20 protein-coding genes are annotated in these 23,867 nt (G+C 59.7%); 12 read left to right on the top strand and 8 right to left on the bottom strand.

Going from position 1 to position 23,867, the window contains the following annotated elements:
- Nucleotides 1-100: 100 nt before the first annotated feature.
- The 3 genes from ACWGZX_RS26675 to ACWGZX_RS26665 form a co-directional block, all read right to left on the bottom strand.
- Nucleotides 101-1,753: a SulP family inorganic anion transporter gene (locus ACWGZX_RS26675; RefSeq protein ID WP_452626151.1), complete on the bottom strand. Its 1,653-nt coding sequence runs from the start codon at nucleotides 1,751-1,753 to the stop codon at nucleotides 101-103.
- 94 nt (nucleotides 1,754-1,847) lie between these two features.
- The gene (locus ACWGZX_RS26670; RefSeq protein ID WP_223518556.1) at nucleotides 1,848-3,128 is read right to left on the bottom strand and encodes a serine/threonine transporter; all 1,281 of its coding nucleotides are present in this window, start codon (nucleotides 3,126-3,128) and stop codon (nucleotides 1,848-1,850) included.
- 225 nt (nucleotides 3,129-3,353) lie between these two features.
- Nucleotides 3,354-3,689, bottom strand: a complete 336-nt coding sequence (locus ACWGZX_RS26665) for a hypothetical protein (protein WP_452626150.1) — start codon at nucleotides 3,687-3,689, stop codon at nucleotides 3,354-3,356.
- Between the two features lie 558 nt (nucleotides 3,690-4,247).
- On the opposite strand from ACWGZX_RS26665, the gene ACWGZX_RS26660 reads away from it, so the two are divergent.
- The 3 genes from ACWGZX_RS26660 to ACWGZX_RS26650 all read left to right on the top strand — a co-directional run bounded on the left by ACWGZX_RS26660 (nucleotide 4,248) and on the right by ACWGZX_RS26650 (nucleotide 6,335).
- Nucleotides 4,248-4,631 carry a tautomerase family protein gene (locus ACWGZX_RS26660; RefSeq protein WP_223518558.1) on the top strand — a complete coding sequence of 128 codons (384 nt, stop codon included), beginning with the start codon at nucleotides 4,248-4,250 and terminating at the stop codon, nucleotides 4,629-4,631.
- Nucleotides 4,632-4,661: 30 nt separating this feature from the next.
- The gene (locus ACWGZX_RS26655) at nucleotides 4,662-5,261 is read left to right on the top strand and encodes a TetR/AcrR family transcriptional regulator (protein WP_452626149.1); all 600 of its coding nucleotides are present in this window, start codon (nucleotides 4,662-4,664) and stop codon (nucleotides 5,259-5,261) included.
- Between the two features lie 102 nt (nucleotides 5,262-5,363).
- Nucleotides 5,364-6,335 (top strand): 2-hydroxyacid dehydrogenase, encoded by a 972-nt coding sequence (locus ACWGZX_RS26650; protein WP_452626148.1) that lies wholly within the window; start codon nucleotides 5,364-5,366, stop codon nucleotides 6,333-6,335.
- Here the strand turns inward: ACWGZX_RS26650 and tssA are convergent.
- The 5 genes from tssA to ACWGZX_RS26625 are packed head-to-tail and all read right to left on the bottom strand — an operon-like array spanning nucleotide 6,332 to nucleotide 13,855.
- Nucleotides 6,332-7,420 (bottom strand): type VI secretion system protein TssA, encoded by a 1,089-nt coding sequence (gene tssA, locus ACWGZX_RS26645; protein WP_452626147.1) that lies wholly within the window; start codon nucleotides 7,418-7,420, stop codon nucleotides 6,332-6,334. The genes ACWGZX_RS26650 and tssA overlap by 4 nt on opposite strands.
- Nucleotides 7,417-11,238, bottom strand: a complete 3,822-nt coding sequence (locus ACWGZX_RS26640) for a type VI secretion system protein (RefSeq protein WP_452626146.1) — start codon at nucleotides 11,236-11,238, stop codon at nucleotides 7,417-7,419. The genes tssA and ACWGZX_RS26640 overlap by 4 nt, the downstream gene beginning before the upstream one ends.
- Nucleotides 11,235-12,002: a DotU family type IV/VI secretion system protein gene (locus ACWGZX_RS26635; protein WP_452626145.1), complete on the bottom strand. Its 768-nt coding sequence runs from the start codon at nucleotides 12,000-12,002 to the stop codon at nucleotides 11,235-11,237. The genes ACWGZX_RS26640 and ACWGZX_RS26635 overlap by 4 nt, the downstream gene beginning before the upstream one ends.
- A 17-nt stretch (nucleotides 12,003-12,019) precedes the next feature.
- Nucleotides 12,020-13,351 carry a type VI secretion system baseplate subunit TssK gene (tssK, locus tag ACWGZX_RS26630; RefSeq protein ID WP_452626144.1) on the bottom strand — a complete coding sequence of 444 codons (1,332 nt, stop codon included), beginning with the start codon at nucleotides 13,349-13,351 and terminating at the stop codon, nucleotides 12,020-12,022.
- A 54-nt stretch (nucleotides 13,352-13,405) separates the two neighbouring features.
- Nucleotides 13,406-13,855, bottom strand: coding sequence for a type VI secretion protein (locus ACWGZX_RS26625; RefSeq protein ID WP_452629072.1), 450 nt, complete (start codon nucleotides 13,853-13,855; stop codon nucleotides 13,406-13,408).
- Between the two features lie 227 nt (nucleotides 13,856-14,082).
- Between ACWGZX_RS26625 and tssB the strand changes: the two genes are divergently transcribed.
- From tssB to ACWGZX_RS26580, 9 genes are all read left to right on the top strand, one after another.
- Complete coding sequence (tssB, locus tag ACWGZX_RS26620; RefSeq protein WP_452626143.1) at nucleotides 14,083-14,628, top strand: type VI secretion system contractile sheath small subunit; 546 nt, start codon at nucleotides 14,083-14,085, stop codon at nucleotides 14,626-14,628.
- Nucleotides 14,629-14,656: 28 nt separating this feature from the next.
- Entirely contained in the window at nucleotides 14,657-16,138 is a 1,482-nt protein-coding gene (tssC, locus tag ACWGZX_RS26615) for a type VI secretion system contractile sheath large subunit (protein WP_452626142.1), read from the top strand.
- 75 nt (nucleotides 16,139-16,213) lie between these two features.
- Nucleotides 16,214-16,711, top strand: coding sequence for an Hcp family type VI secretion system effector (locus ACWGZX_RS26610; RefSeq protein ID WP_452626141.1), 498 nt, complete (start codon nucleotides 16,214-16,216; stop codon nucleotides 16,709-16,711).
- 15 nt (nucleotides 16,712-16,726) lie between these two features.
- Entirely contained in the window at nucleotides 16,727-17,170 is a 444-nt protein-coding gene (tssE, locus tag ACWGZX_RS26605; RefSeq protein ID WP_452626140.1) for a type VI secretion system baseplate subunit TssE, read from the top strand.
- The gene (tssF, locus tag ACWGZX_RS26600) at nucleotides 17,154-18,947 is read left to right on the top strand and encodes a type VI secretion system baseplate subunit TssF (RefSeq protein WP_452626139.1); all 1,794 of its coding nucleotides are present in this window, start codon (nucleotides 17,154-17,156) and stop codon (nucleotides 18,945-18,947) included. The genes tssE and tssF overlap by 17 nt, the downstream gene beginning before the upstream one ends.
- Nucleotides 18,911-19,936 (top strand): type VI secretion system baseplate subunit TssG, encoded by a 1,026-nt coding sequence (gene tssG / locus ACWGZX_RS26595; RefSeq protein WP_452626138.1) that lies wholly within the window; start codon nucleotides 18,911-18,913, stop codon nucleotides 19,934-19,936. The genes tssF and tssG overlap by 37 nt, the downstream gene beginning before the upstream one ends.
- Nucleotides 19,937-19,938: 2 nt before the next feature.
- Nucleotides 19,939-22,482 carry a type VI secretion system ATPase TssH gene (gene tssH / locus ACWGZX_RS26590; protein ID WP_452626137.1) on the top strand — a complete coding sequence of 848 codons (2,544 nt, stop codon included), beginning with the start codon at nucleotides 19,939-19,941 and terminating at the stop codon, nucleotides 22,480-22,482.
- Nucleotides 22,483-22,568: 86 nt separating this feature from the next.
- The gene (locus ACWGZX_RS26585) at nucleotides 22,569-23,045 is read left to right on the top strand and encodes a hypothetical protein (protein WP_452626136.1); all 477 of its coding nucleotides are present in this window, start codon (nucleotides 22,569-22,571) and stop codon (nucleotides 23,043-23,045) included.
- Nucleotides 23,046-23,126: 81 nt separating this feature from the next.
- Entirely contained in the window at nucleotides 23,127-23,795 is a 669-nt protein-coding gene (locus tag ACWGZX_RS26580) for a hypothetical protein (protein WP_452626135.1), read from the top strand.
- Nucleotides 23,796-23,867 lie beyond the last annotated feature (72 nt).

The raw sequence follows: 23,867 nt of genomic DNA, 5'->3' as shown, positions 1-23,867 counted from the left end.
CCATAGAAAACGCCGCCCATCGTGAGATGTGCGGCGTTTTTTTATGCCCTAAAGAAGACCGCGTTTTCGTTCATCGCGGGCAAGCCATGCTCCTACAGGGTTATGCGTCAGCCTTGAGGGTTTGTTGTACCGCGCCATCCACGCTCAGGTCACTTAGGATTACCTGCGTACCCGCCACTTCGGGCAACACCGCCAACGCGCTTTGCGCCGAATCCTTAAGCCGCGCCAAAACCAACTGCTTCCCCTCCACCCGCACCCGCCCAAAAAACTCCTGCAACGCCTCGATGCTGGTGCCATCCAGATCGGGCGATTCCTCCAGGCTGAGAATCACTGAGTGAATCGGTGTGGGCGAATGGCGGATCAAACGCATCGTGCTACCCAGGATCCGCTCGACGTTGGCAAAGAACAACGCTTCCCCCGGCCGCACGATCAACACCCCTGGCACTGTTTGCGCCGTCGGATGGCGTTGCAGGTCGACAAAGTCATGGCCGCCATCAATGCGCCCGAGGATCTGAATATCCGCCGCTGACATTTGTTTGAGCATCAGCACCACACTGATCGCCACCGCCAGCAGCAGACCGTCCAGCACCCCCAGCACCAGCACTGCCGCCACCGCGCAGATGACCAGCAACCGGTCGCGCCGCCAGATGAAATACCGTCCCAGCGGTTGTAGGCTCAAGCCTCGGGCCAGGGCATGGATGACGATGGCGGCGAGAATCGGCTCCGGGGTCAGGGCGATGTAAGGCAATACCGTCAAAACGATGAGCAACACCACCAGCGCCGCCACGCCACCGGCCAGCCGTGAAGTGGCACCCGCCGCTTCATTGGCCGACGTTGCCGAGAACCCTGCCCCTGCCGGCATGCCATGAAACAATCCGGACAACAGATTAGACGCACCCAGCACTAGCAGATCGCCGCTCGACGAGATCCGGTCGCCGTGCTTGAGCGCGTACGAACTGATCGAACCGTATGACTCCGCGTACAGGATCATCACCATGGCAAAGGCCAATTCGCCCAAGCGTAACCAGTCAGTGAAGGGCAACACCGGCAACCGGGGCACTTCCAGGCTCAAATCGATCACACCAATCAACTTCACCCCATACGCCGGCAGGTTCAGCCACTGACTGGCAATGATGCCAATCACGATCACCAGCAAACCGCCCGGCAAGCGTCGAAATCTTGCAAAGAGCACTAACAAGGCCAATGCCACGGCGGCGACACTCGCCGCCACCCCATTCCATTGCGGCAGTTGTTCCAGCAGTTGCGGCAGAAACCGCACCAGATTGCCGTCGCTCAGATGCACGCCGACCACACTGGCGACTTGCTTGAGGATGATGGTAAGTGCCAGGCCAAAGGCAAAGCCGCGCAGCACCGGTTTGGCAATGAATGACGTCACACTTCCTAGCTTGAACAGCCCGGCCAACAAAAAGAACGCGCCGGTCATCAGTACCAGGCCGATGGCCAGGGTCGAACGCAACTGGGGGTCGCCGTTGGCCAGCGTTGCGGTGGCGGCGGCCAGCACCGCTGCGGACGAAGAGGTAGCCGACACAATGGCAAAACGACTGGTACCGAACAGCCCATAACACAGCAAACCGGCAAACAAGGCGATCACCCCGGCCTGCGGCGCCACGGCGGCAATGCTCGAATAGGCGACTGCTTCGGGCAACAACAGCCCGGCAATCGACAACCCGGCCAGCAAATCTCGCCAGCGATTGGGTTGTTCGGTGAGATTGGGGGGTGAGGCGCTCGGCAATCCGGTGACTCCAGGCGAAAAAAAACCGCTGCACGTATCACGTGCAGCGGCCACTGTAGCTGTCAATTCGGCGTTGCGCGAGCAGGCCGAACGATCACGCGGTCAGCGAGTAAATCAACGCAGTAATCGCCACCAGGCCCACTGCTGTCACGAAGACATTGGACGCCTGCCCGCGATAACGCGCCATCGCCGGCACCTTGCGGATCGCGTACATCGGCATCAGGAACAGAATCGCCGCGATGATCGGGCCACCGAGGGTTTCGATCATCCCGAGAATGCTCGGGTTCAGTGTGGCAACGATCCAGCACACCACCAGCATGAACGCAGCGGTCATACGGTTCAGGGTCTTCGGCGCCGGGCGTTTGCCGCTTTTGACGATCAGGCCTTTCAGGCCTTCGCTGGCACCGATGTAATGGCCCAGGAACGACTTGGAAATTGCCACAAAGGCAATCAAGGGCGCCGCGAAGGCGATGGTCGGGTTGCTGAAATGGTTGGCCAGGTACGACAGAATCGACAGGTTCTGCGCCTTGGCCTCGGCCAGTTGTGCTGGCGACAGGGTCAGCACGCAGCTGAAGACGAAGAACAGCACCATCACCACCATCAACAGGTGAGCGCGGGACAGGATCTGCGAGCTGCGCTCTTCGGCGTGGTCGCCGTAACGGCGTTTCTGATCGACCGCAAACGCCGAGATGATCGGCGAGTGGTTGAACGAGAACACCATCACCGGAATCGCCAGCCACAAGGTGTTCAGCAGCGCCGACGGCTCAGGCAGTGTGCTGGCGGTGGTCAGAATACCGCCGTTCCAGTGCGGAATCAGGAACACCGCCAAGAACAGCAACGCCACGATGAACGGATACACCATCAGGCTCATGGCCTTGACGATCACCTGCTCGCCGCAACGCACCACCGCCAGCAGACCGAGGATCAGCACCAACGACAGCACCGCGCGCGGTGGCGGCGTGATGTGCAATTGATGCTCAAGGAAACTGCCCACGGTGTTGGTCAGCGCGACGCTGTAAATCAGCAGGATCGGGAAGATCGCGAAAAAGTACAGCAATGTGATCAACGCACCGGCCTTGATGCCAAAGTGTTCTTCCACCACTTCGGTGATGTCGGCACCTTCGCGTCCGGACAGCACGAAGCGGGTCAGGCCACGGTGTGCGTAGAAGGTCATAGGGAACGCCAACACCGCCAGGACCAGCAACGGCCAGAAACCGCCCAGCCCTGCGTTGATCGGCAAAAACAGCGTGCCGGCCCCGATGGCCGTGCCAAACAGGCCCAGCATCCAGGTGGTGTCATGACGATTCCAGCTCGAAAGAGTCGCTGGTGCCGCCGCTACATAGCGTTTGTCGACGCTATTGGCCTGATCATTCATCCGGTGGGATCTCCACATTCCGGTCAGTTGCTACCCGGTCAGGACGAGTCGGAAAAACCCGACAGGCAGCGCCCTGGCCGAAACAGGGGCGCGATTCTCCGGGTTTAATGAATAAAAGCAAATACTTAGCTGAGGAATGGTGGTGCGGATCAGTGGCTATAGGAAGATTCACCAACCGTGTGGGAGTGAGCCGGATTTGGCACCGCGTAGCGAAACATGGACATTTCAGGGTGCATCGGGTTGCGCAGGAGACTGACGCTTGCCCGATCGAACAGGGTGCATCACAGACTGATGGGCCGTTGTCACCGAAACCCAGATCATCGCCAAAGTGCCGATTAAAATACTCGGCTTATGATCCCGAAACACACCAATCTGCTCAAGGCTTGAGGACATCGTGAGCGATCCAAGGGCACAGGCTGCGACCAAGCCCGTCATTGAAATAGCGATGATCACCCCATGAGTCAGGTCTGCTTTCTGTTTGTAGTACCAGCACAGTCCCAGATAGAGAGCGATGCAAAGAACGCTGCTGATAATCGAGCAGCTGAATTGGTCCGGTGCCATAGGGCCCTATCCTTGATATCAGGCCGATTTTGTAGCTCGAAAACCAAAAACTGCGCCTAGAACAGCACCCACTATGGTGCTGCCAAGGCCAGGGAAAATCATATTCGCGAAAGCGGCACTGCCCACTGTTGTCGAAATCATTGTGACGTCCATGACTCGAGTGATAGACGACCGGGTTTCCTTACGACAAATTTTCTTGGCTGACATGTGTTCGCCTCCTCCTGGATGGGCCGCTCTGGGCGCCTGCGTACGAAAAAACATGCCGTGGATTATGTGTGAGGCAGCGTACCGCCGGCAAACACCAATAGGTAACTGAAAGCATCCGAATCCGGGGACGTGCGAGGCCATCTCACCGCAAAAATTGTCAGGAACTTCCTCGATTACTTGAAAGCGCTGACGACAGCGGTGTGCCAGTCAACAGCGTTGTTAAATGACCCATCGCCATCGCGCGCAGGTTCGCTCCCACAGGTTGTTTCATCGCCCAATAGTAGCTTTCGCTTGATAAAGGACCCCCGTCATGTATTTTTAATTGACCGGCCTTCTATCTGGAGACATCCCATGCCACTGGTTCGTGTCGACATCAAAAAGCATCAGGATCCCACCTTCGCCAAACGCGTCGGCCAGCTCATTTACGCCGCCATGCACAGCGCCATCGCCGTGCCGGAAAACGATAATTTCCAGATACTGACGGAGCACGATGAACACCATTTCATCTTCGACCCCGAATACCTGGGCATCAAACGTACCGACAACCTGGTGATCATCCAGATCACGCTGAGCGAAGGCCGTACGGACGAGAAGAAAAAACTGCTCTACAAAACCATCGCCGAGAGCCTGAATCGCGAACTGGCGGTGCGTCTGGAGGATGTTTTCATTAATCTGGTGGAAGTGAAAAAAGAGAACTGGTCGTTCGGCAACGGGATTGCCCAGTACGCTCTTTGATCCCCCACCTTTTATACCTGTGAGCCACTGATGCCCCGAGTTTCCCGCAAGCAAGCCGACCTCAACCGCGAAATCATCGTCGAGGCTGCCACGCGGCTATTTCGCGAGCGGGGCCTGCACGGCATCAGTGTCGTCGACGTCATGGCGGCGGCAGGTCTCACCCATGGCGGCTTCTACGGGCATTTCGAGTCCAAGGAAGCGTTGGCGCAGGAGGCCAGTGGCCGGGCATTCGACCAATCGGCAGAGCGCTGGCAGAAATGGATCGCTGCCCATGTCGACGACACTGACGCTGCCCGCCGTGCGCTGATCGAGCCTTACCTGTCCCAGGCCAGCCGCGACACTCCGGGGGACAGTTGTCCGGTAGCCGCCTTCGCCGGGGACATGTGCCACGAAGCGGCAGACAGTGGTTTGCGCCAGACCTTCATGGAAGGGCTCGACAGGTTGCTGAAATCCTACGGTTCGCTACTGGATTCAGGCGATGTCAATGCTGATCGGCAACAGGCGCTGGTGGAGTTTTCGCTGATGGTCGGCGCCCTGACCCTCGCCCGCGCCAGCCGCGGCGATGCGGTGTCGGATGAAATTCTCGACGCGGCACGCACGTTCCTGACCTCGAAGGACTCATCCAACTGAACAGCCGCGTGTACGACCTTTGGCCATTGCTAAACTGATCGGGAATCAGCAATCTGAAGCGACGTTCGAGCCCCGACATTCCTATGCCCACAGGAGCGCAGCATGCCTGCAACCGTTCTGGTACTGGTTGAAACCATCAATGATTATTTGCCAATTCTTGAACATCAGGGTTTTCACCTGATTCTTGCCCCCACCCCTGCCGAGCGCACGGCGGCCATCGCCCGTAATGGCGTTCAGATCGATGCAGTGCTGACCCGTGGCCCATTGGGTCTGTACGCCGATGAAATCGCTGCCCTGCCCAACCTCAAGATCATCTGCGTCATCGGCGCCGGTTACGAACACGTTGACCTGCAAGCCGCCGCCGACCGTGGCATCACCGTCACCAACGGCGCCGGGGTGAATGCGTCATCGGTCGCCGACCACGCCATGGCAATGCTGCTCGCGCTGGTGCGTGACATTCCCCGCTGCGATGCGGCGGTGCGTCGGGGTGAATGGCCAAAGATCATGCGCCCGTCCCTGGCCGGCAAGCGCCTGGGCATTCTCGGCCTGGGTGCCGTCGGCATGGCCATCGCCAAACGCGCGGCCAATGGTTTTGACATGACGGTGAGTTACCACAACCGCCAGCATCGCAGCGACGCGCCCTACACCTTTTGCTCCACGCCCACCGAACTGGCCCGCGTCTCGGATTTCCTGATCATCGCGACCCCTGGCGGCATTGGCACCAAACACTTGATCAACAAACATGTCCTTGAGGCCTTGGGGCACGACGGGTTCCTCATCAACATCGCCCGCGCCAGCGTGATCGTCACCGCCGACCTGGTCAGAGCGCTTGAACAACGACGCATTGCCGGCGCCGCGCTGGACGTATTCGATGCCGAGCCGCATGTGCCGCAGGTGCTCAAATCGTTGAGCAACGTGATCCTGACACCGCATGTGGCCGGGCTTTCACCCGAGGCCACTCAGGGCACCGTTGAACTGGTCGGGAAAAACCTGATGGCATTCTTCAGCAACCAGCCAGTGTTAACGCCGATTGCTTTACCCCTCCCAACCATGCCCTGCGGAGTCGCTGATTAAAGGACACCCAGCAGTGTCCAGAGACGACGGGATTCGGCATCGGCCGAGATCAATTCGCCCAGCAACTCGCTCAGTGGCTTGTTGCCCCACTCCACTCCCCGCCGGATCAAGTAAGGAACGGGGCTGTGGGGTTCGGTACGTGCCAGGTATTCGGCAATCAACAGCAATTGCCGATAGGCCTCATCGCGGCTCGCCGGCTCACGAAATACCTGTGGCACCGACGACGTTTGCGGCAACTCGACAGTGGCTGATGGCGTCATTGGCGGTGGCTCCACCGGCGTTTCGGTTAACGGTCGTGGCTGCATGGCGATGAACTCCTGAACCAGCGTCAATATCGCCTCGATCACGTCCTGCAAAGCTTTGAAACCCGGCGCCTGATTACCCAGGTAAGCGTCGCTCCATGCGTCCAGCCGTTGCAGATGTTGCAGGCTTGTCAGCAAATGCTCCTGACGGCGCAACCAGAGGGACTGAGGAGTGGCTCGAATCATTTCAGTGAGTTTTTTCTGTTCGCCTCGCGCCGTTTCCGCCGACGTTTTGGCCGCCTTGCTGTCATTGACCAAGACCTGCTGCAGTTGCAGTCGCCGCCAGGTGTCCAAGCAGTAACCCTCGAATTCACCGTTACACGGATCGAACAATGGCACCCGCGTCAACAGCACTTCGCTGTAGCGCCGCGCCAGCCATTCAAGCGGAATGACTCGCCATGACTGATCACCGTCTTCGGCCCGAGGATGAAGGTGCTCGGGATAGCGCTCACACAAACCGACGACCAACGCCAGACTGCCCGGCAATCCGTCGAGGCCGTCCTGATGCAACCAGGCTTCACCAAGCCAGGCGCACAGCATCAGGTCCTTGCTGCGTTCCAGCAGCAAAGTGCTCGTCAGATGCTCCAGCTCAGACCATTGGGCCCGTTTGATCGTCGACTGCCAGACGCCCGTCGGCAGGCTAGTGTCGTCCTCGCGACGCAGTTCACGCGCCAGGTCGAACTCACGTTCATAGCGTAGATCCTGACCGCAAGGCGCCTCTTCGCTGATCGGTTCGAGCAGTCGGGCAATTACGTCCGGCAACGGTGGTGAAGTCAGGTTCACAAGCCTTCCTCCTGAGTCATGGCAGTCGCGGACGCGGTCGCCCGGGTCTGCATGAAGGGTGAACGCGGGGCTCGGGTGGGCAACGGTTGAATGGACAGCGGCAGCTTCGAGCCCTGGCTCATTAGCGACAGGCGAACAAACATCAGAGTCTGCTCAGCCGTGCTGGTCTGTGCAGTCACCGGTAGGCGCAATGTCAGCGGAAAATCGGTGTAGTCCAGGTTCGGTTGGCGCTGTACCGACTGGTGCGAACGGATCAGACGCAGCAACGACCAAGGGCCGCCATACTCCCAACCAGCCTCGAAATCCCTCACTACCAGGTTCGGCTGCAAGGGGTCGTTAGCTGGGCGCTGCGAGCCATTTCTGGCCCAACGCAAGGTCAGCCGAACAGGTTGACCGACCATCCAGCGCAGGTTCGACTGGGCCTCACCGGGGTAATTGATCTGTTGATTGCCGGCATTCAAAACCCAGGCAATCACTTGATCGGCGCCACGCTCTTCCTCGCGATCGGTACGCCAGCGCACGTCCATTTCAACGCCAAGCATGCCGCTCTTGTCCCGCACAAACAGCGGGCCGAGCCACGTGTTGGCCTGCTTCAAACGATTGAGAAAATCCTCGGCGGCCAAACGCTCCGGCGTCTGGCTGAGTTGCAACCCGGCTTGCGCCACCGGCAGACGCTTGTCGATCAAGTCGAGGAAATGCTGGACCCGGGCCGGGTCGGCGTCGGTGGCCAGCACACCATTGGCAAACGGGAAGCGCTCGGCCAGGTACTGGTTGAAATAGTTGGCCAAGTCGTTCCACGCCGCCGCTGCTTGCTGCTGCTGCAGGAACTGACAACGTTGCATTGCGCTTTGTTGCAGACTCAGTGCGCGCAGTGCCAACGTCCCGCGCCCGCCGGACAGGCTGGCGGTTTGCAAAATCTGACCGCACGACGTTGCGTCCATTTCGATAAAATCGCGACTCAACAGCTGCTCGATCTGGGCCGGTGAACTTGCGGGGTTCTGGTCCTTGTACTTGAGCAGTTCTTCATTGAGAGCGCTGAATTGCGTCACACGCTCATAATCCAGCGCCGAGAGGTTCTGCTGCTGGGTTTTCAGCCATTCCAGCGCCGAGGTGCGCCGTTCGGTGATCCCGAGCATGGTGTTGAATTGCTGTTTGAGGCTCAGCTTCAAATCCTGCACATCACTGGCGCCATACAACTGCAGACCGAGGTTTTTCGAGCCGTTCCACTGGCCGATTTCAGTACGTTCGCTGAAGAGCGGCTGGGCGACGATTCCATCGAGGCCGCTGGCGACTTCAGCAAGGGCCCGGCGGTTCAAGGCGCTTTGCAAACTCGTAGCCAGATCGCTGCGACGTACCTCGATGAAAGCCTTTTGCAAGTCAATAGCCTGTGCGGCCTGCACATTGAATACACCCTTGTTAGCCTGCTCATTGCGTTCCCGAAAGCTCGTCAACATGGCCTTGACCACTGCGCCTTCAGCCGCTTGCAGCAAGGCGCCACGATACGCTGGGGGAATGCGTGGCAGTTCTTCGGCGGCATACCTCTTGTAACTGGCAAAATAGTTCAGCGCATTGGCGAAGTCGTCGCCATCAACGCCTTGCCCCTGCCCGCTCGGAGCAACGGACTGATCAGCCTGTAGGGCGATGGCCACAAAATCGCGCTTGAACAGCGCCTGCACCGCATTATTCAACTGGCTGACATGCTCCTGTAACGCCAGCTGTCCGCTACCTTGTTGAACCAGCAAGTTACCTCTGGCCCCTGCCTGGGCGATCCACTGGTCGCGAAAACTATGCTGCAACTTCGTCGCTTGCTGATCCAGCTGCTGTTCTACTTGTTGGCCGAGCAAGCTGCTCTGGCGAACCTTATCCATCATCTCGCGGTAGCCGGGCACAAGATCCTGGCCCTTACCACGACTCCACGCCGAATTGGTCAGACCGATCAGCGCTTGCAGGTCATTGATCAACGCGCGCAAATCTTCAAGCTCGGTGAGGGAGTTGCCACTGCCAGCCTCCAGCCGTTCCAGGTGCAACTTGAGATAACCGGCCTGGCGGACGAAATTGTCTGCGAGAAAATACTGGTCAAGCCAGCGTTCCATGAGCCCGGAAAAATTATCCTCAATGGCTTGGCGCTCCACGGCCAGGTCCAGTGGTTTCAAGTCACTGCCATTGGCATCGAGCAACACCCGGTTGTAAAAACCGGCTCGGTGCAAGGTGCCAACATTGAGGTTTAAGGACAGGGCATTGTTGCTCAGCAACACCAGATCTTCGAGTGGTGCTTTAGGGTTATTCAGCGCCTGATTGAACCACTGATTCTGTTGTTCAAGACGTACAGCGCGCTCCACCAGGTCCTTGGCCTTGACGTAGTTTTGCCATTGGGCGGGATCTTCGCTTTCGACGTTGCCCCGGCGCTCGGTGTTGCGGATAGCCTTGAGTTTTGCCAACTCCGCGTTCAGCAGGTCGTGCAGGGGCTCCAATAAGTGGCTCTGAGCGGTCAGGCGCAGTTGATTCTCCAACTGCACATCCAGCGACGAGAACCAGGAAGTGGGAAACACCAAGGAGGTGAAGTCCCAGCGCGGGGCCTTTTCCAATACTCGCCAGAACCCCTGGACGTTGCGCCGGGTCGACTCCAGCCGATGCGATTCATCGGTGACCACCACGTAATTTTTCTGCGCACCCTGCAATAGACGCGACAATTCATGCGCGTCCTTGACCGAGTCCTGCCAGACCCAAAGCATGCTCGCGGCCCAGACCACACCGACCACCAGCGCCACCCCAGCGGTCAATCGCTGCCACCGCTGGCGCAGGCGCAACAAGCGTGGAACCACCAAGGCCAATCCGCGTTCGGCGACCACCCGGTGCAGCCACAATTGCCGGGTGAACACACTCTGCTGCAACTTGGTGTCGTACGCCGAGAAACCGTCGAGCGCGTCTTGCGAAGGTTGATTAGCGCTGAAATACACACCACGAAAACGCGGCGCCTCGCCTTGGGCATTGCCCTGGAAAACCGGCTCAAGCAAAGTTTGCAGGTTGCGCCTCAACACCTCGATTTGTTCCGGCAACCCAAACAACTCGCCCTTTAAATGGCCGGCCAAGGCACCAATTTCGATAATCGATTCCGACAAGGCGCGGTTAACCTGGTCAAGCGCCTGATCACTCCACTGCGTTTGCCACACCACCTCGGGGCCAAACGGAGAGGACCAACCCAGCGTGCGCTCGCGAGCTTCTTCGGGCAACGCCGTGATCAAATCCTGAAAACCTGGCAGCTCTTCCATGCCGGTAATCACCACGTACACCGGCAGGCTCAGGCCGAACCGTTGCAGCAAATCGATGAAGCGCCGACGGGCCGCCAGACCAAGGCTCGCCGCCTGCTCAGCACTGACCAGGCGACTGACCGGCACCGTCCAGATCACCCCGTCCAGTGGCCGTTTGCTGCGCAAGCGCAGGATCAACCCCAACAAGCGCCACCAGCTGCCTCGTTGCAGGTTCATACCTTCTTCAGGCAGGAACAGCCCCTGCGGCACCACCAGCACGGCGCCTTCGGGATCCGACCACCAACGCCCGAACCAGGCAGGTTTGTCGGTTGGTTGCAGACGCCATTGGCGGCACAATTGCGTGCCCTGGGTTTCGTCGCCGAGCATCAGCAGCCATGGAATCTGGTAACGGTCCTGAGCGCCCTGCTCCTGCTCCATATGGCGGACCGAGGTATAAAAACTGCGGATCGCCGCCCCGCTCTGGGTGCGCAACCACCAGACCACTCCCCCGATAATGATCAGCACCAACAGCACGACAATGATCAGACCGACCCACCCAAGCGTGCTCATAAGTTTTGCTCCGACGCGGCAACCGAATCGGTCATCTGCAACACCGGATCAAGCTCCTGGCGAATGTCACGCCAGAAAAACTGCCCCAGCCCTGTCAGTATCATCACCATGGCGAAAATACCCAGACCGAGACGAAAACCATCCGGCAAGGATTGACGCACCGGCAACTGCACCGGCGGTACCGCCGAAGGTTGCTGGAGCCTTGCGCTGACATCGGCATAGTCCGCGTCGTGCTGCCAGGCAAAAGAGAACAGTGCCAGGCGCAGTTTTTCATGCTGGGTCTGACTCTGTTCTCCGCGCAACTGCCCTTCAAACCCCAACACCAGGCATTGCAAATAAACATTGGCCAGGTCGCGGGTAGTGGGAATCTGTTCGTCCAGCAGGGTCTTGATCGCCAGCGGCAATTTCTCGCCGGCCTGCCGACTTGCGTACATCCGCGATTCCAGCGGTTTTTCCTGCCAGGCAGACTGGCCCGGCCATGGCGCAAACAACAGCGTTTCATCGATCAACGCGACAAAGGCGTAGACCAACGCCTTCACCTGGTCAGTCGCCGCATCACCGACCCGGGCGAACGCGGTTCGCCACAGCCGCTGGGAGATTTGCGTCGACAGGTCGAAAACTGCCTCGACCAGCGCCTCATCGTCGCGGTCCTTGGGCAACTGACTCCATTCCTGAGACCATTGCAGCCACGCCTCGCGAAAGGCACTGCTCAGCGGTGCTTCGCGAAGCCCCCGTGTACCCGCCCCGGCATTCCCTTCAGACATTCGATGCCTCTCCTCGATCAGACACTTTCACTCGCCTGAGCCACAAACAACACCACTTGCCATGGACTGCTCGCCGGTTTTGAGGCCGGTGCGGCAATCTGCAACGGCAATTGCCCGTCGAACCACTGGCCCTCGGCCATCACCACAAATAAGCGCGTGTCGTCGCCGACGCTATAGGACACTTGCTCGTTGCGGCCCATTGCCTGATGCGACAAGCCGCTCATGCGCTGGCGGCTGAGCAACGGAATGTGCGGCGCTGAGGCAATGATCGCTGCGCTCAGCCATTCGCTGGCGGCCTGTTCGCCGCTGCCGCTGGGCATGCGCAAACCGATGACCAGACGCTGACTCGGCTGATCGTCGGGCAGTTGAATCGAAAAACTCTGTTCACTGCGTTCAAACGGCAGGCTGCGATAGCCGGCACGAATCAGTTGGAGGGTTCGTTCGAGCCAGTCAAGGACCGACTCATAGCCGCGCTGCAGCTCCAGAAAATCCAGTGGAGCAAAGGGTGGAACGCCCGCCAACGGGTCGAGAGCGGACCATGCACCTGCCAGCCCGAGTAACCCACCGTACAAGGATTGTGGCGTTGCCAGTCGACTGTTCAATACGCCCTCTACTTCCGGCAGACGGGCCCACAGCGCCGTCAACTGGCGACGGACTTCCAACGCATCATCCTGATTGCCGGCCTGCTGCGCCTGGCGCAGACGGCCGGCCAGGAACATGCATTTTTCCCGCGTCCGGGCACACAGGCCCGCAACCCTTCGACCCAACATTGACTCGGGCAACAGGCACGGCGTGGGCGGCGTGTAGGGCAACGACAGAAAGCCGCCGCCCTCCTTGCGAATTTTCAACAGCGGCAGACAGATAGAATCGGCTTTGTTCAATTGTGTGCACAAACGCGGATTAGGACGCCACACCGTGATCGACTCGGGGTGCTCACCGCTGGTCAAATCCGGCAACGCATCGCCGACCACCGACTGCAGCCGCCCCTTGAGCGGTAGTAGCTGGCCTGCTCGCCACAACGGGCTGACGGCGAGGTACACGGTCACCGTCGCGTTTTCCGAAGCGTTGACCGCTTCGCTGACATCAAGCTCCAAAGTCGGTCCGACCCCCACCTGCAAGTCGACCGGCAAACCGTCAGGTAATGTCGCTTGCAGATTGAGTAAGCGCACCAGCCCGGCGCTCAGTGCACCAGGGTCGACTTCAATCCGGCTCACACCCCAGAACCATGGATTACAGGCTTGCGCAAAATGCGCCACCAATGCTTCGGCTCGAAGGCCTTGCAACTGAAAATGCTGGGGCAGTAATTGCATGCCCTCGTGCCAGCAAACCGCATCAGGTAACAGGCTCATACGAGTCCCTTCGACGTTTACGTCGCCGCGCAAACCGGCGGCTTGGCGGTGTGTTCACTGCGAGGTGCTGCTGACCAGCGTCATCTCCCGGCTGTCGAACTTAAGCCAGGCATCGTGCTGATCATCCAGCCGCAACCGGTGTGCTCCGGGTGTGTTATAGCTGGCGAAAACCAAAAGTCCAGAGGCCCGCTTGCCCCCCAGCGGGAAAGGTTGTTTGTCGATGAATTGGCCGGGGACCAGTTCCAGCCCCCACACTGTTATCAGCTGCCGATAGTCGCGTTGATACTGTTCGCGATCGGCAAACCACTGCCGTGCCGTGATGCCGGACAACTGTTTGAGCAAGTCCGGGTCGTTCACGGCGATGAAATCCACGGCAATCGGGGTGTCGTCGTTGGCCTTCGGCGCGACGTCCAGTGTCAGGTTATCGAGATCCACCCGTGGCCCGAAAAACGAGCAACCGGAGACGGTCAGGAACAGGACAAAAGCAAAAAAACGCGCAGACAAATTGAATTTTCCTTTTATCGAGCCGGTCCAAAAATGTTTTTTGCTTGCCTTTTTATAGACCTGTTCTAGTGTCTTGGGTAGTTCGGCCCCCATGCCGAATTGTGGAAGGTTCGTCAAAGGACCGACAGCTCCGTCTGCCACCCTTTCTAACCTTCGGCCCAGCAAGGGAAAGCGATGAGCGGGCCTCCCGATGCATTGCGCCCATTCATGCATCGGAGTCAGCCAACATGGCAGAAAGCACTCAACACAAGCTCGACAGGGTCCGCCCGCCCCGGGTGCAAATCACCTACGACGTCGAAATCGGCAACGCCATCGAGAAAAAAGAATTGCCATTGGTCGTCGGCATTCTGGCCGACCTTTCCGGCAAACCTCTCGAGCCACTTCCCAAGTTGAACGAGCGACGCTTCACCGAGATCGACCGCGACAACTTCAACGAAGTGCTTGCCTCGATCGCCCCCCGCGCCACCTTGCAGGTCACCAACACGCTCAGCGGTGACGACAGCAAGCTCAACATCGAGCTCAACTTCAAACACATCGACGACTTCGACCCGGTAAAAGTGGTCGAGCAAGTGACCCCCTTGCGACGCCTGTTCGAAGCCCGTCAGCGCTTGCGCGACCTGCTGACCAAACTCGACGGCAACGATGATCTGGACAAGCTGTTGCGCGACGTCATCGCCAATACCGAAGGCCTGCAAGAGATCAAGTCTGCCCGTCCGGAAACCGCCGCCCCCGTCGCAGGCGACAGCGAAGCACCTGATCAACCGCAGGCCTGATCACTCATTCACTCAGGGAGACGTCGCCATGCCCGCTTCAGCCAGCGCCACAACCAGTGAAAGCACCACAGAAAGCTTGTCCTTGCTCGATCGCATCATCGCCGAAGGCCGCATGGCCCATGACGACAGCCAGCAGGACTATGCCCGCGACATGCTCGCGGAGTTCGCCACCCAGGTCCTCGACGAAGGCATGGCCATCGACAAGGACACCGTGGCGATGATCAACGACCGCATCAGCCAGATCGATGAGCTGATCAGCGCGCAACTCAATGAAGTCTTGCACCATCCCGAATTACAAAAACTCGAGGCCTCCTGGCGTGGCTTGCACCTGCTGGTGCAAAACACCGAAACCAGTTCCCGGCTGAAATTGCGCCTGCTCAACGTGACGCAGCAGGAGCTGCAAAACGACCTGGAAAAAGCCGTCGAGTTTGACCAGAGCGCGCTATTCAAGAAGATCTACGAAGAGGAATACGGCACTTTTGGTGGGCACCCGTTCAGCTTGCTGGTGGGTGACTACACCTTTGGCAGGCACCCACAGGACATCGGGCTGCTGGAGAAACTGTCGAACGTCGCCGCCGCCGCTCACGCGCCGTTTATTGCCGCCGCCAGCCCGCGGTTGTTCGACATGAACAGCTTCACCGAACTAGCCGTGCCGCGTGACCTGTCCAAGGTCTTCGAGAGCCAGGAACTGATCAAGTGGCGCTCCTTCCGCGAAAGCGAAGATTCGCGCTACGTGTCGCTGGTGCTGCCGCATTTCCTGCTGCGCCTGCCTTATGGCCCGGACACCTCGCCGGTTGAAGGCATCAATTACGTTGAGGACGTCAACGGCAGCGACCACGGTAAATACCTGTGGGGCAACGCCGCATGGGCCTTGTCACAGCGCATCACCGAAGCGTTTGCCAAATACGGTTGGTGCGCAGCGATTCGGGGGGCGGAAGGCGGTGGCGCGGTCGAAGGATTGCCGGCTCACACCTTCCGCACGACTTCCGGCGACCTGTCGCTCAAGTGCCCGACCGAAGTGGCGATCACCGACCGCCGGGAAAAAGAGCTCAACGACCTCGGTTTCATCGCGCTGTGCCACAAGAAAAACAGCGACGTGGCGGTGTTCTTTGGCGGCCAGACCACCAACAAGTCCAAGCTTTACAACACCAACGAGGCCAATGCCAATGCGCGGATTTCGGCGATGTTGCCGTACGTGCTTGCCGCCTCGCGTTTCGCGCACTACCTGAAGGTGATCATGCGCGACAAGGTCGGCAGCTTCATGACTCGCGATAATGTGCAGACCTACCTCAACAACTGGATCGCCGACTACGTGCTGATCAACGACAACGCGCCGCAAGAGATCAAGGCGCAGTACCCGTTGCGTGAAGCCCGAGTGGATGTGACCGAGGTGGCCGGCAAGCCGGGTGCCTATAAGGCCACGGTGTTCCTGCGACCGCACTTCCAGCTCGAAGAGCTGACTGCGTCGATCCGACTGGTCGCCACCCTGCCGCCACCGGCAGCCGCCTGACCGACCCTTCTCTCGCCGGCCACCCGGCGGGAGTTCCCTGTTTATCAAGCTTGAAAACCTTCAGGAGTTCATGCGATGGATGCAATTATTCTCGACCTCGGCGGCGACATCAAAGGCGACAGTCTGCTCGAAGGCTACGCGGACAAGATCGAAGTCATGTCCTACAGCCACAACGTCGCCATGCAGGTCACAAACGACGTCAGCAACTCGGAGCGGACCTCCGGCAAGCCACACATCGGCGAGTTCACGTTGACTAAATTTGTCGACAGTTCCACACCTAGCCTCAACGAATATTGCTGCGCGGGCAAACCGATCCCGGAAGCCAAGGTCATCGTCGGGCGCAACGCTGCTGAAGGCAGTGGCAAACTGATGCCGTTCATCATCTACACCCTGACCAACGTGGTGCTGTCCAACGTCAGTGTCAGCGGCGGCACGGGGGGCAAACCGGTGGAGACTCTGTCTCTGAATTTCACCAAAATCAAATGGGAACTCACCGCCCAGAAAGACGACGGCACCAAGGAAGGTACGGCCGCCTCGACCTGGGACATGGCTGCCAACAAGCTCGTCAAGTAAGCGGACGCGTCGGCCATGGCAGGCACCGGCATGCACCCACCGTTGTTCGAGCGACTCGCCTCAAGCGAGGTCGACACGGTGCTGGAGTTCGACCTTCAGAGCCTGCTCGACTCGGTCCGCACGGAACTGCTGCGCCTGTTCAACACCCGACGCAGGCCACTGGCGCTCACCTCCCCGCCGAGCATTCTCGACTACGGCATCGCTGACTGGACCGCCCTGCAACAGCAGCGCAGCGATGACCGTCGTCAATTGACGCGGGACGTGCGCGAGGCGATCAACCATTTCGAACCGCGCCTGAAACTGGGTGAGGTTCGGATCGACCCAGTGCCCGGCCATCCGCAGCAACTGAGCATCAGGCTGATCGGGAAGCTACGTAGCGGCCGGCAGCACTGGCCGGTGGCATTTGTCATCGAGAAGGTCAGCGATGGCCTTGAGGTGCGTCATGAGCGACTCGATTGACCCGCAACTGCTCGACTACTACCAACGGGAACTGACCTGGTTGCGCCACGCTGGGAGTATTTTCGCCGAGCGCTACCCCAAGGTCGCCAGGCGCCTGGAACTGTCACCCGATGAATGCCCGGACCCGCACGTCGAGCGGCTGCTGGAAGGTTTTGCGCTGCTGGCGGCGCGCCTGCAACGCCGTCTCGATGATGACTACGCTGAATTCAGCGATGCGTTGCTCGAACAGCTTTACCCGTTAGCCATGCGCCCTCTACCATCGTGCGCCATCGTGCAGTTCGAACCGGACCCGAGCAAAGGCAACCTGGCCGGCGGCTACCCGCTGCCCCGGGACACACCGTTGTTCGTCACCACGAGCAAAGGCGAAAGCATTCACTTTCGCACCAGCGCCGCGGTTCGGCTGTGGCCCGTGGAAATCAACGAAGCGCTGCTGCTGGGAAGCGACGAAGCCCAGGCCCTGACCGGCGTTGTTCAAGCGCGTTCGGCGCTGCGCCTGAGTTTGCGGTGCCTCGGTGAAAACCAATGGTCGGCGCTGGGCATCGAACAATTGCGCGTGCATTTGACCGCCTCGCCGATGATAAACGCCTGCCTGTATGACCTGCTCGGTGCCCATGCCGTGAAGGTACTGGCCGGCCCGGTCGGCAGTGTGCCCAACGTGCTGACGGGGCTGCCCCGGATCGTCGGTTTTGCCAGCGATGAAGTGCTGCTGCCGGACGAAGACGGTGTGCACCCGGGCATGCGTTTGCTCGCCGAGTACTTTGCCTTCCCGGACAAATTCAACTTCTTCGACCTTCCACTGGCAGGCGCCACCAGCGACAGCCAGACGCTTTATCTGTACATCGTCTTCGATCGCGCGCCCAGCAGCCGTTTACACCTTCAGGCCAGCGATATTGCGCTGGGCTGCGCGCCGGTGATCAACCTGTTTCCACGCACCTCGGAGCCTCTGCGCCCGGACGGCACCCGCAGCGAATACCGCCTGGTCGCCGACAGCCACCGGGAAAACAGCGTCGAGATCCATAGCATCCGGGCGATGCGCGCCAGTTCCAGCCAAGGTGTGCAACGAGTGCCAGCCTATTACGGCAGTCAGCACAGTGGCGCCGATAAGCAATGCTACTGGCATGCGCGACGAGTCAGCAGCATGACCCCCAATCGCCTCGGCACCGACCTGCTGGTGAGTCTGGTGGACACGCGACTCGATCCGCTGTCGGAGGCCATTGAATACAGCCTCACCGCCGAACTGCTCTGCACCAATCGGCACTTGGCCCAGAGCCTTCCAGCCGGTACACCGCTGGGTTTCGAACGTCCGGGTCCGGTGGCCTGGGCGCGCCTGCGCAATCCGCCCAGCCCGCAGAACTTGCCGCGCCTGGACGGCGAATCGCGCTGGCGGCTGGTGTCGCAACTGACCCTCAATCATCTTTCATTGGTCGAAGGGCCGCAGGCACTGGATGCGCTCAAGGAAATCCTGCAGTTGCACAACCTGCGTGACGAGGCCAGCGCCTGGCGGCAAATCGAGGGCTTATTGAGTTTGGGTTGCGAACGGGTGATTGGCCATGTCGGCGAAGACGCCTGGCGCGGCTGGCGCAATGGGCTGGAGGTTCAACTGCAACTCGATCCACAACATTTTGTGGGCAGCAGCGCAGTGTTGTTTTCAGCGGTGCTGGCGCAATTCTTTTCACTCTATGCCACGGCCAACCGCTTCGTGCGCACGGTGCTGGTTCAATCAAACAAGGAGGTCAAGACATGGCAACCCCTAGCCGGCATGCCGCTGTCCCTCTGAACCTGAGCCAACGGCTGCGACGTGACCCCCAAGCGTTCGAATTATTGCAGGCGTTATTGCTGCTGGAACGCGAACACCCCCAGGCCGAATCCCTCGGCAGCGGCACCGCCCCTCAAGCGGAAGCACTGCGCCTGCGCGGGCCGTTGACGCCGCTGTTCTCCGCCAGCGAAATCGAAAGCCTGACCCAGGAACCCGACCAGCAACCGATCCTCAGCACGCCGGTGTTCGGCCTCGGCGGCCCTGACGGCCCCCTGCCTTACGCCTATCAGGAATGGTTGCAGCAGCGGGCTCGGGCCAAGGACTTCGCACCGGCCGAATTCCTCGACCTGTTCCAGCATCGGTTGCTGAGCCTGCTGTACAAGGTGATGCGCAAACACCGGATCGCCGTGGGTTTCACCGTGCCCGCGGCGTCGCCAGTGCAGGCGCAATTGAGGGCGCTGACCGGCCTGCTGCCCAAATCTTTGCAGGAACGTCAGGCCATTCCCGATTCCGCCGTGCTGGCGTGCAGCGCGCTGTTTGCTGACGGCCGTCGCTCCCTCGCCGGTTTCGCCGCAATTGTGCGCGAACAGTTCGAACTGCCCGTGCAACTGAGTGCTTATGAAGGTGCGTGGCGCGAGATTCCGCCCGCCAGTCGCAGCCGCATGATCCCCGGCGGCCGCAACCTGCAACTGGGCCGGACAGCGGTGGCCGGCACCCGGGTCTGGGATGAACACGCAGGCATCCGGCTGACACTGGGTCCGCTGTCCTCGTCCCAGGCGGCGAGGTTCTTGCCTGACGGCGAATCGCACCCGGCGCTGGCCAGCCTCAGCGCCCTGTATTTCGGCCCGGACCTTGATTGCACGTTGGTGTTGCTGGTGCGCGGTGCCGGCCCGATAAAACTCGGTCGCGATGCACCGCCGGTGCTCAGCTGGAATGGCGGTTTGCAACGTCAAACCAGCCTCGCCTTGCAACGCATCGAAACCCGTCTTCGTCAGCTGGAGATCACCTGAACATGGAACTGGCCAGCCTGATCGGACGCCTCAACCCGGACAACCGCCGCGCCTTGGAACGCGCGGCTCAACGCTGTCTGCAACGAGGTCATCACTACGTTGAAATCGAACATTTGCTGCTGGAACTGCTGGACATTGAGGGCGGTGACTTCGCTTATTTGCTGCCGCGCTTCGGCCTGGAGCGCGATGCCCTGACGGCGGAAATCAACAAGGCCCTGGAGTTGTTCAAATCCGGCAGCACCCGCACCCCGGCGCTCTCCGCGCAAACCATCGGCCTGCTCGAAGACGCGGTGGTGCACGCCAGCGTTTTGGGGCTGGACAGCATCCGTTCCGGTCTGTTGCTACTGGCCTTGATCGACCGCGACGAGCGCCGCAGTTTGCTCCTCAACAGTGCCTCTTCGCTGTTGAAAATCCCCCGGGAAGCGCTGCGTAGCAACCTGCTGGAATGGACCGAAAGCTCTCGCGAACACGTCGGTGGAGCGCGTCCTTCAGCGGCGGGCCATTCAGCGCCAAAACAGGATTCAGTGCTGGACCAATACACCCAGGACCTGACCGCCGACGCCCATGCCGGACGTATCGATCCCATCGTCGGCCGCGACGGCGAGATCCGCCAGTGCATTGACATCCTGCTACGCCGTCGGCAGAACAACCCGATCCTGGTCGGTGCGCCGGGCGTGGGCAAGACCGCTGTAGTCGAAGGGCTGGCCTTGCGCATCGCCGCCGGGGATGTGCCACCGTCTTTGCAGGAAGTCAGCCTGCGCGTACTCGACCTCGGCTTGTTGCAAGCAGGCGCTGGGGTCAAAGGCGAGTTCGAACAGCGCCTCAAAGGCGTGATTGACGCGGTGCGTAGCGCCGACAAGCCAATCATTCTGTTTATCGACGAAGCCCACACCCTGATTGGCGCTGGCGGCGCGGAAGGCGGCAGCGACGCAGCCAACCTGCTCAAGCCGGCATTGGCCCGTGGCGAACTGCGCACCCTGGCCGCAACGACCTGGCTTGAGTACAAAAAATACTTCGAGAAAGACCCGGCCCTCGCCCGGCGTTTTCAGTTGGTACAAGTCGAGGAACCAGACGAAACCACTGCTGTGGAAATGCTCCGTGGCGTCGCCGCCAAACTCGAACAGCACCACGGCGTGCAAGTGCTGGACGCCGCCATCCACGAAGCGGTGAAACTGTCCCATCGCTACATCTCCGGGCGCCAGTTGCCGGACAAGGCCATCAGCGTGCTCGACACCGCCTGCGCTCGGGTCGCCCTCGGCCAGCACGACGTGCCACCACCGCTGGAAAGCCTGCGCCATCGGCAAAACAGCCTCAAGGATGAGGTCGAGCGCTTGCGTCGGGAGCAAGCTACCGGACTCGATCACCGTGAACGCATCACCCTGCTGGAAAGCGAATCCGTCGCCAACGTGCAGGCCATTCGCGAATTGGAAACCCGCTGGAACGAAGAGCGGGTCGCCGTGCGCGAACTGCTGGAAACCCGCCGCCAGTTACTCGCCTTGAGCGAACGCGCCGACAGCGACAAACCGGACGAAGCCACTGACAGCCGCATCGATCACCTGGCCGCCGAACTGGTGCGCCTGGAAGCCGGACTCGACGCCATACGCCAGGATGACCCTCTGGTGCCAGAGCAGGTTGACACCAAAACCGTCGCCGCCGTCATTGCCGGATGGACCGGTATCCCGGTCGGAAAAATGCTGGCCGACGAAGCCCACGCCGTGCGCACCCTCGGCCAACGCATGGGTTTGCGCGTTATGGGACAAAGCGTTGCGTTGGGCACCATCGCCCAGCGTTTACAGGCCTACCGCGCCGGCCTCACCGACCCGCAAAAACCGGTCGGCGTATTCCTGCTGGTCGGCCCCACCGGCGTCGGTAAAACCGAAACCGCTTACGCCCTGGCCGACGCGCTATATGGCGGCGAACGCAACCTGATCAGCATCAACCTTTCCGAATACCAGGAAGCCCACACCGTCAGCCAGCTCAAAGGCGCCCCGCCCGGCTACGTCGGTTATGGCAGCGGTGGCGTGCTCACCGAAGCGGTGCGGCGTAAACCTTATTCGGTGGTGCTGCTCGACGAAATTGAAAAGGCTCACCCGGATGTGCTTGAAGCCTTCTACAACGTCTTCGACAAAGGCGTCATGGAGGACGGCACCGGGTTGGTGGTGGACTTCAAAAACACTGTGATGCTCGCCACCAGTAACGTCGGTGCTGAATTGTTGCTCGACACACCGGTCGCGCAACTGGGCACCGACGCCTTCAACGAAGCGTTGCACAAAGTGCTGCTGCAAGCGTTTCGCCCGGCGTTTCTGGCGCGTATGACGGTGGTGGCGTATCGGCCGCTGGATGAAGCGACGCTGGAAGGGATTGTGTTGGCGAAGCTGGAGAAATTGCGCGGGCGTTACAAGGCCGCGACCGGGAAACAGTTTGAATTTGATGCCGGGATTGTGCAGGCGGTGTTGGCCAAGTGCAGTGCTGCGGGTGCCCGGGATGTCGAGAATGTGTTGATGACGCAGGTGACGGGGAAGTTGGCGGAGTGGGTGTTGGAGTGAAGTCGAATTGACTGATCATTCAGATAATTTTCCATCAGCTGAACAATATGTCCAATGGCAATTTTATTAAATCACGGAGGATACAAATGCCCCACATCAGTACCGCCGGAATTCATCGCGAAATTGCCAGAGAACTGGCAATGGCGTGCATCTATCAGTTTGCCGACATCAGAGGTCCTGGAAATGGCGTAGGTAATGGGTCTTGTTGTGCCAGCATCAAAACACTTGCCCACACTCCAATGGGCACACCCGATTATCGATTTGGACAAAGCCAGGCTCATCTACTCGATTCAGATGCGGTACAAGCTGGAGGCCTTTTCAATCCAGGTCACCACGCAGAGCGGCAGGCACATAATGCCGGCAACCTGGCAGGCGGTTATCACCCCCATATGTTCGTGGAGCTGGCGCCCTGCGCCGGAGCAAATGGTTGCGCGGCATGGTGCGCTGCAACCATCCCGGCAGTCACCGTGTGGTGGCTCTATCCGAACACAGCGACCATGGTGATTGCACATGCAGCGGGTATTCATGCGCAGTTCGCTGCACTCAATGTCGCACTTCCTTAAAAAGAAAGAAGAGTAACAAAAATAGAGATACCCCCTTTCAACTTGGCAAAACGGCCCTACGAAGAAAGACGGAGGTGGACAATGTCATTCGACGATCTGGATGTATCCCATCGCTTCAATACTGCAGTCAACACAACTGCCGCACGCTTCACAGCTAACCCTAATGTTGATGCCTATGACCACGCGGCCTATACCGTCGGGTTGAAAGCTGCCGCGGCGGGCTACGCCGCGGCAGTGACCGGCGCGATTGGTGTCGACGCAAGAATTATTACTGCGCAAAATCAAAACACCCTTGCTCAGGCCCCCAACTGGGGAACCGTAGCGGCATGGCTTGCGCCGGGAAGCACTGCCTATTGGGTACATTTTTTCAGCAATAACATGCCAGCCGCAGCGGCCTACCGTTGCTATGTCTGCTGCAATCTCGCCGATACCGGCAACATGCTTACTGCCCTGCTCGGGGTCTATGCAGGGGGACGCACCCTCTATTTCAAAGTGGCCACCCATGATGAGGCAACGATGCGTAACGACACCATCGTGTCCTGGCATGACACCTTGCAGGATGCGGTACTTTGGGCCAATACCGCTAGCGCAAACCCCGGGTGGCTCAATGGCCGTGCCCCGAGCGGAACCTTTGGCGGTGTTCTGACCGACTCAGTCGGGATTGACGCGGAAGTCGCGGGGCAGACTTCAACTAACAAAATTGCGGAAAAAGCCAAGGAAAAGGTTTTGCGAAACAATCCCTATCTCTAAGTCACGGGAGAAAAGTAAAAGGGGACGAGGGAGGATGTATTTCATGTCGCCCCACTATCATTGATCACTGCT

This window comes from Pseudomonas sp. CLCA07, from assembly GCF_053615335.1.
Note: the sequence above shows the minus strand (reverse complement) of the source record. Positions and strands in the feature narration are given on the sequence as shown.

Bases quoted from the DNA above. Each gene is read 5' to 3' on its own strand.
- ACWGZX_RS26670 (WP_223518556.1), bottom strand. From the start codon at position 3,128: ATGAATGATCAGGCCAATAGCGTCGACAAACGCTATGTAGCGGCGGCA.
- ACWGZX_RS26665 (WP_452626150.1), bottom strand. From the start codon at position 3,689: ATGGCACCGGACCAATTCAGCTGCTCGATTATCAGCAGCGTTCTTTGC.
- ACWGZX_RS26660 (WP_223518558.1), top strand. From the start codon at position 4,248: ATGCCACTGGTTCGTGTCGACATCAAAAAGCATCAGGATCCCACCTTC.
- ACWGZX_RS26655 (WP_452626149.1), top strand. From the start codon at position 4,662: ATGCCCCGAGTTTCCCGCAAGCAAGCCGACCTCAACCGCGAAATCATC.
- ACWGZX_RS26650 (WP_452626148.1), top strand. From the start codon at position 5,364: ATGCCTGCAACCGTTCTGGTACTGGTTGAAACCATCAATGATTATTTG.
- ACWGZX_RS26640 (WP_452626146.1), bottom strand. From the start codon at position 11,238: ATGAGCACGCTTGGGTGGGTCGGTCTGATCATTGTCGTGCTGTTGGTG.
- ACWGZX_RS26635 (WP_452626145.1), bottom strand. From the start codon at position 12,002: ATGTCTGAAGGGAATGCCGGGGCGGGTACACGGGGGCTTCGCGAAGCA.
- tssK (WP_452626144.1), bottom strand. From the start codon at position 13,351: ATGAGCCTGTTACCTGATGCGGTTTGCTGGCACGAGGGCATGCAATTA.
- tssB (WP_452626143.1), top strand. From the start codon at position 14,083: ATGGCAGAAAGCACTCAACACAAGCTCGACAGGGTCCGCCCGCCCCGG.
- tssC (WP_452626142.1), top strand. From the start codon at position 14,657: ATGCCCGCTTCAGCCAGCGCCACAACCAGTGAAAGCACCACAGAAAGC.
- ACWGZX_RS26610 (WP_452626141.1), top strand. From the start codon at position 16,214: ATGGATGCAATTATTCTCGACCTCGGCGGCGACATCAAAGGCGACAGT.
- tssE (WP_452626140.1), top strand. From the start codon at position 16,727: ATGGCAGGCACCGGCATGCACCCACCGTTGTTCGAGCGACTCGCCTCA.
- tssF (WP_452626139.1), top strand. From the start codon at position 17,154: ATGAGCGACTCGATTGACCCGCAACTGCTCGACTACTACCAACGGGAA.
- tssG (WP_452626138.1), top strand. From the start codon at position 18,911: ATGGCAACCCCTAGCCGGCATGCCGCTGTCCCTCTGAACCTGAGCCAA.
- tssH (WP_452626137.1), top strand. From the start codon at position 19,939: ATGGAACTGGCCAGCCTGATCGGACGCCTCAACCCGGACAACCGCCGC.
- ACWGZX_RS26585 (WP_452626136.1), top strand. From the start codon at position 22,569: ATGCCCCACATCAGTACCGCCGGAATTCATCGCGAAATTGCCAGAGAA.
- ACWGZX_RS26580 (WP_452626135.1), top strand. From the start codon at position 23,127: ATGTCATTCGACGATCTGGATGTATCCCATCGCTTCAATACTGCAGTC.